At 52.2% G+C, this 12,901-nt stretch carries 13 protein-coding genes and 2 tRNA genes; all 15 read left to right on the top strand.

Annotation, left to right across the window (positions count from 1 at the left end; genetic code table 11):
• Window positions 1–2: 2 nt before the first annotated feature.
• Complete coding sequence (locus JCR24_RS14225) at window positions 3–950, top strand: ribose-phosphate diphosphokinase (protein ID WP_238980841.1); 948 nt, start codon at window positions 3–5, stop codon at window positions 948–950.
• 77 nt (window positions 951–1,027) lie between these two features.
• The gene (locus JCR24_RS14230; protein ID WP_011229560.1) at window positions 1,028–1,660 is read left to right on the top strand and encodes a 50S ribosomal protein L25/general stress protein Ctc; all 633 of its coding nucleotides are present in this window, start codon (window positions 1,028–1,030) and stop codon (window positions 1,658–1,660) included.
• Between the two features lie 60 nt (window positions 1,661–1,720).
• Window positions 1,721–2,281 carry an aminoacyl-tRNA hydrolase gene (gene pth / locus JCR24_RS14235; RefSeq protein ID WP_238980842.1) on the top strand — a complete coding sequence of 187 codons (561 nt, stop codon included), beginning with the start codon at window positions 1,721–1,723 and terminating at the stop codon, window positions 2,279–2,281.
• 110 nt (window positions 2,282–2,391) lie between these two features.
• Window positions 2,392–2,622 carry an anti-sigma-F factor Fin gene (fin, locus tag JCR24_RS14240; protein WP_011229562.1) on the top strand — a complete coding sequence of 77 codons (231 nt, stop codon included), beginning with the start codon at window positions 2,392–2,394 and terminating at the stop codon, window positions 2,620–2,622.
• A gap of 89 nt (window positions 2,623–2,711) precedes the next feature.
• Complete coding sequence (gene mfd / locus JCR24_RS14245; RefSeq protein ID WP_238980843.1) at window positions 2,712–6,245, top strand: transcription-repair coupling factor; 3,534 nt, start codon at window positions 2,712–2,714, stop codon at window positions 6,243–6,245.
• A gap of 208 nt (window positions 6,246–6,453) precedes the next feature.
• A complete protein-coding gene (gene spoVT / locus JCR24_RS14250) occupies window positions 6,454–6,990 on the top strand; it encodes a stage V sporulation protein T (RefSeq protein ID WP_011229564.1) in 537 nt (178 codons plus the stop codon).
• A 275-nt stretch (window positions 6,991–7,265) separates the two neighbouring features.
• Window positions 7,266–8,816 (top strand): putative polysaccharide biosynthesis protein, encoded by a 1,551-nt coding sequence (locus JCR24_RS14255; protein WP_015373705.1) that lies wholly within the window; start codon window positions 7,266–7,268, stop codon window positions 8,814–8,816.
• 6 nt (window positions 8,817–8,822) lie between these two features.
• Window positions 8,823–10,283, top strand: coding sequence for a bifunctional methyltransferase/pyrophosphohydrolase YabN (gene yabN, locus JCR24_RS14260; protein ID WP_011229566.1), 1,461 nt, complete (start codon window positions 8,823–8,825; stop codon window positions 10,281–10,283).
• Window positions 10,284–10,296: 13 nt separating this feature from the next.
• Entirely contained in the window at window positions 10,297–10,578 is a 282-nt protein-coding gene (locus JCR24_RS14265) for an RNA-binding S4 domain-containing protein (RefSeq protein WP_012820451.1), read from the top strand.
• A gap of 122 nt (window positions 10,579–10,700) precedes the next feature.
• Window positions 10,701–11,006, top strand: coding sequence for a sporulation protein YabP (gene yabP, locus JCR24_RS14270; protein ID WP_012820452.1), 306 nt, complete (start codon window positions 10,701–10,703; stop codon window positions 11,004–11,006).
• A complete protein-coding gene (yabQ, locus tag JCR24_RS14275; RefSeq protein ID WP_238980844.1) occupies window positions 11,003–11,635 on the top strand; it encodes a spore cortex biosynthesis protein YabQ in 633 nt (210 codons plus the stop codon). Before yabP ends, yabQ begins: the two co-directional genes overlap by 4 nt.
• Before the next feature lie 16 nt (window positions 11,636–11,651).
• Window positions 11,652–12,023: an FtsB family cell division protein gene (locus tag JCR24_RS14280; RefSeq protein WP_012820454.1), complete on the top strand. Its 372-nt coding sequence runs from the start codon at window positions 11,652–11,654 to the stop codon at window positions 12,021–12,023.
• 118 nt (window positions 12,024–12,141) lie between these two features.
• Window positions 12,142–12,540, top strand: a complete 399-nt coding sequence (locus tag JCR24_RS14285) for a S1 domain-containing RNA-binding protein (RefSeq protein WP_011229571.1) — start codon at window positions 12,142–12,144, stop codon at window positions 12,538–12,540.
• A 173-nt stretch (window positions 12,541–12,713) separates the two neighbouring features.
• A tRNA-Met gene (locus tag JCR24_RS14290) sits at window positions 12,714–12,790 on the top strand.
• 12 nt (window positions 12,791–12,802) lie between these two features.
• A tRNA-Glu gene (locus JCR24_RS14295) sits at window positions 12,803–12,874 on the top strand.
• The last annotated feature ends 27 nt before the right edge of the window (window positions 12,875–12,901 follow it).

The following is a 12,901-nucleotide window of genomic DNA, read 5'->3' on the forward strand; positions in this document are numbered from 1 at the left end:
TCATGTCTGACTGTCAGCATCAATTAAAATTGTTCGCTCTGAACTCGAACATGAAGTTGGCGAAGGAAATTGCAGAAGTCATGGGAATCGAGCTTGGCAAATGTTCCGTTTCCCGTTTCAGCGACGGGGAAATTCAAATCAACATTGAAGAAAGCATCCGCGGCGACGATGTGTTCGTCATTCAATCGACGAGCGTGCCGGTCAATGAGCATTTGATGGAGTTGCTTATCATGATCGACGCGTTAAAGCGCGCCTCGGCCCGCACGATCAATATCGTGATGCCGTATTACGGCTATGCCCGTCAAGACCGGAAAGCGCGTTCGCGCGAACCGATTACAGCGAAGCTGGTCGCCAACTTGCTCGAGACGGCCGGAGCGTCGCGCGTCATCACGCTTGATTTGCATGCCCCCCAAATTCAAGGATTTTTCGATATTCCAATCGATCATTTGATGGGTGTGCCCATTTTGGCGGATTATTTCAAAAGCAAACAATTGGAAGATATTGTCGTCGTCTCTCCGGACCATGGGGGTGTCACAAGGGCGCGCAAGCTCGCCGACCGCTTGAAAGCGCCGATTGCCATTATCGATAAGCGCCGGCCGAAGCCGAACGTGGCGGAAGTGATGAACATTGTCGGGCAAGTGGCGGGGAAAACGGCCATTTTGATTGATGACATTATCGATACGGCCGGCACGATTACCCTTGCAGCCAACGCCCTCGCCGAGAATGGGGCGAAAGAAGTGTATGCATGTTGCACCCATCCGGTGCTGTCCGGTCCGGCGATTGAGCGCATCCAAAATTCCAGAATCAAGGAGCTTGTCGTCACCAATTCAATTGCCTTGCCAGAAGAGAAAAAAATTGATAAAATTGTAGAGCTGTCGGTGGCTCCGCTTATTGCTGAAGCGATTACGCGCGTGTATGAAATGAAGTCTGTCAGCGTCCTGTTCGACTAACGCAAGAAAACATGTTTAGCCCTTCTTGTTTTAGGATAAAGTAGACAATAGATTCTAATTCAGGAAGGTGAGGAAACATGGCGATTGTGTTGGAAGCGAAGGAACGCGCAGACAAAAAACGTTCAACATTGCACCGCATTCGTTCACAAGGCGGCATTCCAGCGATTTTGTACGGCAAAAAAGTCGAAAACAAAATGATTTTCGTCAGCACTGCAGAGCTGGAGAAAGCGCTTCGTGAAGGCGGGCGCACAAGCTTGCTGACGCTGAAAGTCGGCGGTGAGGAACATTCCGTGTTGTTGCGCGAACTGCAGCGCGACCCGTTGCGCGGTCATCTTCTTCACGCTGATTTTCAAGCGGTTGACATGTCAACGGAGGTCGATATTGATGTGGAAGTCCGCTTGGTGGGTGAAGCGCCTGGCGTGAAAGACGGCGGTGTGCTGCAGCAAAACTTGCATGAGCTGTCGATCCGCGTCTTGCCGGCGAACATCCCGCCAGTGATTGAAGTGGACATTTCCGGCCTGCAAGTGGGCGATACCGTCACCGTGGGCGATGTGAAAACGGACGGCAAATTTGAAATCAATCATGAACCTTCCGAGGTGATCGCCACGATCTTGCCGCCGCAACAAGAGGAAGAAATCGATAGCGGCGAACAGCAAGAGGCAGGACAGCCTGACGCTGCGGAAGGAAGAGAAACGACGCCAGAAGAGTGACAGACGTAACCGTTTCGGTTACGTCTTTTGTAGTATCATGCAAAGAGAGGAGCGCGAGGATTGAAGCTGTTTGTCGGGCTCGGCAATCCGGGCAAGGAGTATGAGCAAACAAGGCACAATGTCGGCTTTTTCGTCATCGACGAACTGGCGAAGCGCTGGAATGTATCGTTAAAAACCGCTAAATTTCGCGGCTTGTTTGGAACGGCGTCCGTTTCTGGCGAAAAAGTAGCATTATGCAAGCCGTTGACATATATGAATTTATCAGGAGAATGTGTTCGCCCACTTATGGATTACTACGACATTGCCATCGATGATGTCATCGTCATTTACGATGACCTCGATCTCCCGCTAGGGAAAATCCGCCTTCGCTTAAAAGGGAGTTCCGGCGGCCATAACGGCGTCAAATCGCTCATTCACCACCTTGGCACCGAGCAGTTTAAGCGCATCCGCATCGGCATCGGCCGGCCGGCCGGCGGTCAGCCGGTCACGGACTACGTGCTAGGCCGATTTACAGAAGAGGAGAAACCGGCGGTGGACAAAGCGGTGCTGCGGGCGGCCGATGCGTGTGAACAGGCGGTGAAGGCGCCATTTATTCAAGTGATGAATGATTTTAACGAGTGAATATTTTCCTCTGAACTGGTGCACAATGTGAGTACGGGAGGCGGCCGAAGCGTCGGCTTTTCCTGCCTTGTGGACGGAACAGCAGGTGCCCAGTGAGGAGGTTGGCTTGAATGGCGCTACATTACTATTGCCGCCATTGCGGTGCAAAAGTCGGAACGATTGAGCAAATGCCGATATACAGCGAGAAACTGGGATTCCACCACTTAACGGAAGAGGAACGGCTCGAGATGATTTCGTATGAACCGAACGGTGACATTCATGTGAAAACGATTTGCGAAGACTGTCAAGAGGCGTTGGCGCGAAACCCGGAATGGCATCAATACGAAAAATTCATCCATTAAGGGCGGCTTTGGGCGACCAAAGCGTTTTTGCGTTTGCGAAAGAATAGTGAGACGGAAAGAAACTGGCGTTGAGAGGAGGGAGAATAGGGGTGCTTTCGTTGCATCGCTATTTAGCTGAAAACCAAGATGTCCGTACGATCATTGAAGGGCTCCATGTCCGTTTGAAGGAACAGCTTGTCGCCGGGCTGTCCGGATCGGCCCGGTCTGTTTTTATTTCCACGCTTTACAAGGAGACAGGCCGGCCGCTGTTAGTCGTGTCTCACAATTTGTTTCAGGCGCAAAAAATGTATGACGATCTCGTTTCGTTGCTCGGGCCGGAAGACGTGTTCCTTTATTCAGTGAACGAAGTGATCGCCGCTGAGATGGCGGTCGCCAGCCCGGAGCTGAAGGCACAGCGCTTAGAGATTATGAACCATTGGACGCAAGGCGGAAAAGGAGTCGTCGTCTGCCCGGTCGCCGGCTTGCGGCGTTTGTTGCCGCCGCCGTCGCTTTGGAAGCAGTATTTGTTCACCTTCTCCGTTGGACAAGAGTTCGATGTAGAACGTTGTAAACAGAAGTTTGTGCAAATGGGGTACAAACGGGTCGGCACCGTTTCCGCCCCCGGAGAGTTCAGCGTCCGCGGCGGCATCATCGACATTTATCCATTGACCGCTGAGCTTCCGTACCGCATCGAGCTGTTTGATACGGAAATCGAATCGATTCGGACGTTCACTCCTGACGACCAACGTTCGCAAGGGCAAATCGAGCGCATCATGATCGGGCCGGCCGATGAAATCATTCTCGATGGCGAGACGCGGCGCCGAGGAATCGAGCGGATTGAAGCGGGGCTTGCGTCGAGTTTGGAGACGATGAAAGATGAGGCCGCCAAACAGCGGATGTATGAACATATTCACGCTGAACTTGAGCAATTGCGCGAGGGGCAGGAAATCGAGCAACAATATAAATATATGTCCCTTTTTTATGAAAAGGTTGCGAGTTTGCTAGATTACCTGCCAGAAGACGGCGTGCTGCTCATGGATGAAATGAGCCGGCTGCAAGAGGCGGCGGAACGGTTGGACCGCGAAGAGGCGGAATGGTATACGAGTTTGCTTGACGGCGGGAAAATGATTCATGGCGTGCCGCTTTCGCATTCGTTTTCTGAATTATTGCAAAAACATCGATTCCAGCGGGTATACTTATCGTTGTTTTTGCGCCATGTTCCGTATGCCCACCCACAAAACGTCGTCAATATTACGTGCAAACAGATGCAAAACTTCCATGGGCAAATGGCGCTTCTTCAATCCGAAGTCGAGCGATGGACAAAGGCAAACTATGCGGTCGTGTTTTTGGCGCCAAATGCCGACCGGGTGAAAAAGCTGCAATCATTGCTTCAAGATTATGAGATTGACGCGCTGCCGCTCGCGCGCGATGCGGCTTTGCTGCATGGCAAATGCCAGCTCCTTGAAGGAGATTTAAATACCGGGTTTGAATTGCCGTTGCAAAAAATTGCCGTCATCACAGAAGAAGAGCTGTTCAAAAAACGGGTCAAACGCCCGGTGCGCCGGCAAAAGCTGTCCAACGCCGAGCGGATCAAAAGCTACGCCGAATTGCAAGTCGGCGACTACGTCGTCCATGTCAACCATGGCATCGGGAAATATTTAGGCATCGAGACGTTAGAAATCAACGGGGTGCATAAAGACTATATTCATATCCAGTACCAAGGCGGCGATACGCTGTATGTTCCGGTCGACCAAATGGATCAAGTGCAAAAATACGTCGGCTCGGAAGGAAAAGAACCAAAAATTTACAAACTAGGCGGTTCGGAATGGAAAAAGGTCAAAAAGAAAGTGGAATCATCCGTCCAGGATATTGCTGAAGATTTAATCAAGCTGTACGCCGAGCGTGAGGCAAGCAAAGGATATGCGTTTTCGCCGGACACCGAGATGCAGCGCGAATTTGAAGCGGCGTTTCCGTATCAAGAGACGGAAGATCAGCTTCGGTCGATTGAGGAAATTAAGCGTGATATGGAGAGCGACAAACCGATGGACCGCCTCCTTTGCGGCGACGTCGGCTACGGGAAGACGGAAGTGGCGTTGCGGGCGGCGTTTAAAGCCATTATGGACGGCAAACAAGTGGCCTTTCTTGTGCCGACGACGATCCTAGCCCAACAGCATTACGAAACGGTGCGCGAACGGTTTCAAGGGTTCCCAATCAACGTCGGACTGTTGAACCGCTTCCGGACGAAAAAGCAACAAGCCGAGATCATCAAAGGGCTAAAAGATGGGACGATCGATATGGTCATTGGAACGCATCGGCTGCTGTCGAAAGACGTGAAGTTTAAAGATTTAGGCTTGCTCATTATCGACGAGGAGCAGCGGTTTGGCGTGGCGCATAAAGAAAAAATTAAGCAGCTGAAGGCGAACATCGACGTGCTCACCTTAACGGCGACGCCGATTCCGCGTACGTTGCATATGTCGATGATCGGCGTGCGCGATTTGTCGATCATCGAGACGCCGCCTGAAAACCGGTTCCCGGTGCAAACGTATGTCATGGAATATACGCCCGAACTCGTCAAAGAGGCGATTGAACGTGAGCTCGCCCGCGACGGGCAGGTGTTTTTCCTTTACAACCATATTGAAGATATCGACTTGAAAGCGGAAGAAATCGCACAGCTTGTCCCGGAAGCGCGCGTCACTTACGTGCATGGCCGCATGTCGGAAACGGAGCTCGAATCGACGATTTTGGCGTTTTTGGAAGGGCAATACGATGTGCTGGTGACGACGACGATCATTGAAACGGGCATCGATATTCCGAATGTCAACACGCTTATCGTCTATGACGCCGACCGGATGGGATTGTCGCAGCTGTATCAGCTGCGCGGGCGCGTCGGCCGCTCCAACCGCGTCGCTTATGCGTATTTCACCTATCGGAAAGATAAAGTGCTCAATGAAGCGGCAGAAAAGCGGCTGCAAGCCATTAAAGAGTTTACCGAGCTCGGCTCTGGTTTTAAAATTGCCATGCGCGATTTGTCGATCCGCGGCGCGGGCAACATTCTCGGCGCCGAACAGCACGGCTTTATCGACTCGGTCGGATTCGATTTGTATTCGCAAATGTTGAAAGAAGCGATCGAGAAACGGCGCGGCATCAAGCGAGAAGACGAGCAGCCGGATGTCGTCATCGATGTCGAAGTCGACGCCTATATTCCGAGCACATACATTGCAGACGAATTGCAAAAGATCGAGATGTACAAGCGATTTAAGGCAGTGGAGACGCTCGAAGACATTGAGGAGCTGCGTGAGGAAATGGTCGACCGCTTCGGCGATTATCCAGATGAAGTTGCGTATTTGTTCCAAATTGCGGAGTTGAAGGTGTTGGCCAAGCAGCTTGGCGTCGAATCGATGAAGCAACATAAGCAGCAAATTGACATCTTGTTTACTGAACCGGCATCGAAAACGGTGGAAATCCAGCGTCTATCTGACATTGGACGCCGGCATGGCCGCTTATTCGGGTTTGGCATGGACGGAGCGAAGTTGAAAATTGTGCTCTATATCAAGGAAATGAAGCCGCACGAGTGGCTGATGATTTTAGAAGAGACGCTGCGGCGGCTGTCTGGGGTGGAAAAAGAGAAGTCGGTGACGGCATAATCAAGAAAAAGTTTTATGATGTTTATCGTTTCCTGCATGTGGCGATAATGAAGGATGGGCAATTTTATCTAAAATGGCCAAAATCACTTTCATCACGTATAGAACGTGGATTGTGAAGGATACTAATGACAACAATGGTGAATTCCCCATTGCAAGGGTTCATCGGAGTATCCTTCAAATCCTAGATGAAAGTGAGGGTATACAAGGCATGAAAGCAACCGGTATTGTTCGTCGCATTGATGATTTAGGGAGAGTTGTTATTCCGAAGGAAATTCGCAGAACGTTGCGCATTCGCGAAGGAGATCCGCTCGAAATATTTGTTGACCGCGATGGAGAAGTCATTTTGAAAAAATATTCGCCGATCAGTGAATTAGGCGACTTTGCCAAAGAGTACGCCGAAGCGCTGTTTGACAGCCTCGGCCAGCCTGTGCTCATTTGCGACCGCGATGTATACATCGCTGTCGCCGGCGTTTCGAAAAAAGAGTATATGAACAAAAGCGTCAGCCCGTTGGTGGAAAAAGCCATGGAAGACCGCAATTCCATCCTCCATACGGAGGAAGGGGAAGTCGAGCTCGTTGACGGGATGACGGAAACGTTGAAATCGTATACGATCGGCCCGATTGTCGCCAACGGCGATCCGATCGGAGCCGTCATCATTTTATCGCGGGAGAAAACGCTTGGTGAAGTGGAGCATAAAGCAGTAGAAACAGCCGCCAGCTTTTTGGCTCGACAAATGGAACAATAGGCGAAACAACAAGGCAGCTTCACAGGCTGCCTTTTTTTCCGCCCGGCAAATGGGGGCGAGATGCCTTGAATCCCGGAATCGCTTCCACATCCTGCTTTTTTCGTCCGCCTGGCTTGCGGAACAGCGCATGAAGCCGTGCGAGTTGACCATCACCTTTGTCCAACAGGCGGAAGTTGCGCTATAATATCGAGCGTAGCCATCATGGCGCTTGGCGGCTTCTATTGCCCTCCGGCGTCTAGGTTTGAGTGGGTTGTCTATGCGAGGGGAGAAACTGGATGGGAAACGTATGGAAAGGGGCGGCGATCTTAACGGCCGCCGCTTTGGCCGCAAAACTATTAAGCGCTTTGTACCGTGTTCCGTATCAAAATATGGTCGGGGACATTGGTTTTTATATTTACCAACAAGTATACCCGATTTATGGCATCGTCGTCGCACTCTCGCTGACCGGCTACCCGGTTGCCGTCTCGAAGCTTGTCGCCGAGCGGTTGGCGGGACAGGATGAAGCGGGCGCTGCCGCTAGTGTGCGCGTCGCCTTGTTGGTGTTAAGCGTCCTTGGCGTCATCCTGTTTGCTTCGCTGTATCTAGGGGCGGGGGTGATTGCCTCGGCGATGGGCGATGGACGGCTTACGCCGCTCGTGCGCTTGCTTTCATTTTCGTTTTTGCTGTTTCCGCCCATCGCGTTGTTGCGTGGCTATTTCCAAGGGCGGCATGATATGACGCCGACGGCGGCGTCCCAAGTTGGCGAGCAATTCGTGCGGGTGGCGGCGATTTTAGGGCTGTCGTATGGAGCGGTGCAGCGCGGCGCCGACGTCTATGCTTGCGGCATGGCAGCGGTCGCAGGGACGCTAATAGGCATGGCGGCGGCGCTTTTCATTTTGCTTTTCTTCCTGTCCCGGCGTCGGCGCCTAAAAACGTCGGGCCGCACGCCGCCAGCTTGGGATCGACAGGTGGGCCGGCGTTTATTGACGGCGGGGACGGTCATTTGCTTGACGAATATGGCGTTGACGCTGATTCCACTCGTCGATTCATTTTTATTCGTTCCGCTTCTACAGGAAGCGGGGGCAAGGCTCGATGAGGTGCAGCGGCTAAAAGGAGTGTACGACCGCGGTCAGCCGCTCATTCAGCTCGGCACGGTCGTCGGCACGTCGTTTTCATTGGCGCTTGTTCCACTTCTTTCCGGAGCGCGCCGCCAAGGTGCCGTTTTCGCCTATGGAGCGCTGTCCATCCGGCTTGCCGTTGTCATTGGGCTTGGTGCTTCGTTAGGGCTCATTTGCCTCATTCGACCGATCAATGCGATGTTGTTCGAGAATGACTACGGTTCGTCGGTTCTCGCCGTCTTGTCCTCCTCTGTCTTTTTTACTACGATCGCGTTGACCGCCTCTGCATTATTGCAAGGAATGGGGAGGGAATGGACGGCCGCTGCCGGCGTGGCGTTGGCAGTGGCGGGGAAGGCCGCGCTTATGCATTGGCTTGCTCCGCGGTTTGGAGCGCTTGGCGCCGCCGCGGCGACGACGGGTGCTTATGCGCTCATGGCAGGCTTTTTATGCGCCTTTTTGCCGCGTGAATATCGGACGGCGGGCCGGAAATACATGTACCCAACCGTGAAAGCGGCCGCTATGATGGCCGTCGTCTTGCATGGGTATAGGTGGCTGATGGACAGCTCGAGCGAGGGGCGGCTATGGGCGGCTGCCGAGGCGCTTGGCGGCGTTGCCATCGGTGCTGTCGTTTACCTTGCGTGTATTGTGAAAGGACATGTTTTTTCTGAACAGGAGTTGGCAGCTTTCCCATTGGCTAATAAATTCCGTCTACGATTAGGAGGCAGGTGATCGGCGATGAATACGATTTATGTGTTCGGCCTCGGCGCCGGAGATGTAAAACAGCTGCCGATCGGTGTGTACCGAAAGCTAAAGCGGGCGCATCCGCTCTTTTTGCGGACGAAAGAACACCCGGTGGTCAAATGGCTTACGGAGGAAGGGATTGCGTTTACGTCATTTGATGAAGTGTATGAAAAACACGAGCAGTTTGCTGATGTGTACGCTGACATCGTCGATCAATTGACGGAACAGGCGAAGCGCGGCGATGTGTTTTACGCTGTTCCCGGCCATCCGCTTGTTGCCGAGCGGACGGTGCAGCTTCTTTTCGAAGCTGAGCGGCGCGGCGTCTGCCGAATCGTGATCGAAGGTGGTCAAAGCTTTTTGGATGCGCTGTTTACGGCGGTGCGCATCGATCCAATTGAAGGGTTTCAATTGCTTGATGCGACGACTTTTCGAGGAGAAGAATGGTCGCCTTCACTGCATGCTGTTTTTTGTCAAGTGTACGATTCGTTTGTGGCCTCGAACGTGAAGCTTTCTTTGATGGAGCAGCTTCCCGACGATTACCCGATCTACATTGTCACCGCGGCAGGCACGAAGGACGAGCAAGTAAAGCGCGTGCCGCTTTATGAGTTGGACCGCGAGACGGAGCTTGACAACTTGACAAGCGTCTACGTGCCGCCGGTGAAGGATGAGCCGTTGCTTTACCACCGGTTTGAGACGCTGCGCCGCGTCATCGCCACGCTGAGAGGGCCGAACGGCTGTCCATGGGATCGGAAGCAGACGCATGCGTCGCTGAAGCGCTATTTGCTTGAGGAGGCGTATGAGCTGCTCGAGGCGATTGACGAGGGTGACGATGATCATATGGTCGAGGAGCTCGGCGACGTATTGCTGCAAGTGATGCTCCATGCGCAAATCGGCGCCGACCGAGGGTTGTTTTCGATCGACGACGTCATCCGCACGCTGACGGCGAAAATGATCCGACGCCACCCGCATGTGTTTGGCGATGTCACGGCCGAGACGGCCGAACAAGTCGTTGCCAACTGGGAGAAGATCAAGGAGAAAGAAAAAGGGGGCGGGCTTTCGGAATCGATTCTTGCCGACATTCCGAAAAGTCTGCCGGGGACGATGCGGGCGTACGAGCTGCAGAAACGAGCGGCGAAAGTCGGGTTTGACTGGGATGATGCCGCGCCGATATGGCAAAAAGTCGAAGAAGAAATGGCCGAGTTTCGAGCCGAAACGTCCGGCGGCCGTCGCGATCGGCTTGTCGGCGAGTTTGGCGATCTATTGTTCGCGCTCATCAACCTTGCCCGTTATTACGGGATTCAACCAGAAGAAGCGTTGCAAATGGCCAACGACAAATTTGCCCGCCGTTTCGCTTATATCGAGGAACAAGTGCGAAAAAGCGGCCGGTCGATCACCTCGTTTTCGCTTGCCGAACTCGATCGTTTTTGGGAAGAAGCCAAAGAAAACGAACGGTAAGGGGGATCATGCAATGCGCCTTGATAAATTTTTAAAAGTGTCCCGCCTCATCAAACGCCGCACGTTGGCGAAGGAAATCGCCGATCAAGGGAGAGTGTGGATCAACGGCCATGTCGCCAAAGCGAGCTCTGATGTGAAAGTCGGCGATGAATTGACGATTCAATTTGGGCAAAAGCGGGTAACGGTAAAAGTGACGGATCTAAAAGAAACAACGAAAAAAGAGGAGGCAACCGGGCTGTACGAATTGATCCGCGAAGAACGGACCACCCCGGCGCCGGAACAAGACGACGTCTAATTTGTCCTGCAGGCTTGTTCTAAACCATCCCCCGCTGACATACATATGGTACAAACAACGGATGAGAAAAGGCGGTTGGCCTTGCCGGCTTTCTATACTAAATGGAAATGCGGGGGATGAACATGAGTCGACACGATGAATTTGGCGGAAGCACGAACAAAGGTCCGGTCCAGGAACATGATGTGATCATGCGCGGCCGGCGCCTTCTTGACATCACCGGGGTGAAACAAGTCGAGAGCTTTGACAACGAGGAGTTTTTGCTTGAGACGGTCATGGGCTTTTTGGCCATCCGCGGGCAAAACTTGCAGATGAAAAACTTAGATGTCGACAAAGGCGTTGTTTCGATTAAAGGGCGCATTTTCGACCTCGTTTATTTAGATGACCATCAGGAGAAGGCTAAAGGATTCTTTAGCAAGTTGTTCAAATGAATGTCAGCATACAGCTGTACACCATGCTGGCGATGATTGGCATGGGCGGCTGGCTTGGCCTGGCGTGGGATACGTACAGTCGGATGTTGAAACGGCATGAGCGGGCGCACTGGCTCGTCTTTGTGAATGACGTGCTGTTTTGGGCGGTGCAGGCGCTCATCGTGTTTTATGTGCTTCTTTTCGTCAATGAAGGCGAGCTTCGCTTTTATTTGTTTCTCGCGCTTTTATGCGGATATGCCGCTTATCAAAGCTTGCTCCGCTCCTTTTATGTTCGGGTGCTCGAGTGGTTCATTGGGCTTGCGGTAAGACTCGGACAGACGCTCGTTCAGCTGTTCCGCCTCATGGTCATGCGCCCGCTCATCCTCCTTGGGCAAATGGCGCTGGCACTTCTATTGTTCGCTTGGCGGCTTTTGTTGTGGATCGTTCGGTTTGTGCTGCTGGCTGTTTGGAAGATGATCCGCCTTTTGCTTGCTCCGCTGCGTTGGACGGGCATCATGATTTGGCGGCGGGTGCCGCCGCAAAGACGAGCCGGGGTGGAAAAATTTTTTCGACGTTTAAAAGGATTTGCTGGACAAATCAAGAATACAAAAGAGAAAATAAGCATGTGGTTTGCGAAACGGCGCGAGTAAAAGAGGTGTAAACGCGATGAACGTGCCCCGGAGAACGAATGTGACGAAGCTGTCGTCGACGTACATAGCGGAGCATGAGGAGAAAAAGCAGAAGGCGGCGAGAAGACGGCGGGCTGTCGCTGTCCGTTTGGTTGTCTGGTCGTTGTTGTTTGCGATGTTCGCCTCCGCTCTTGTCTACACCTTGCACTCGCAAGCGAAGGCGATCGATGCAAAAACGGCGGAACAGCAAAAGCTGAAAGAGCAGCTTGCGGAGCTTAAACGGAAGGAAAAGCAACTGAAAGAGGAAATGAAAAAGTTGCATGATGATGACTATATCGCCGAGCTGGCGCGGAAAAAATATTACTTATCGAAAGATGGAGAAATTATTTTCGTCTTGCCGGAAAAATAATTTTGCCTGCGAATGCCCGTTTTCTATGGGCATTCGTCATATTGACACGCATTTTTTTCATTCGCTATAATAAAAAAAACACCATCTTTAAAGCGTTTTAAGGAGGAGCACTTTTTTTATGTCGATTGAAGTAGGCAGCAAGTTACAAGGCAAGGTCACGGGCATTACGAAATTTGGGGCGTTTGTGGAGCTGCCGGAGGGGGTCACAGGACTCGTTCACATTAGCGAGGTAGCCGATAACTATGTCAAAGACATCAACGATCATCTGAAAGTCGGCGATATGGTGTATGTCAAAGTCATCAACGTCGGTCAAGATGGAAAAATTGGCCTGTCCATTCGCAAAGCAAAAGACACGCCTTCTTCGCAGCGGCCGCGCCATCGGACAAACGACCGCTCCGCGGCGGACAGCTTAGAACAAAAAATCAGCCGATTCTTAAAAGAGAGTGAAGACCGATTGGCATCGTTGCGCCGTCATACGGAGTCGAAGCGGGGAGGTCGTGGAGCGAGACGAGGGTAACTTGCTGCTGAAAGATTGTTTGAAGGATGACAAATTCGGAAACAAGCATCCGTCGCTATGGATGCTTTTTTGTTTCTGTATGGAATAAGAGGATATATTTCCCCTCTGCATTTTCCGCCTATATGTATTGACAATCGTCATCTCCTCCGTTATGATATAAACTGTTGTCACACGGCGGTGTAGCTCAGCTGGCTAGAGCGTACGGTTCATACCCGTGAGGTCGGGGGTTCGATCCCCTCCACCGCCACCAACAATCAAACATGGCCCGTTGGTCAAGTGGTTAAGACACCGCCCTTTCACGGCGGTAACACGGGTTCGAATCCCGTACGGGTCATCGCAAACGAGCATGCGCCATCAAGCG

This window comes from Geobacillus sp. YHL (genome assembly GCF_022341265.1).
Taxonomy (GTDB): domain Bacteria; phylum Bacillota; class Bacilli; order Bacillales; family Anoxybacillaceae; genus Geobacillus; species Geobacillus thermoleovorans.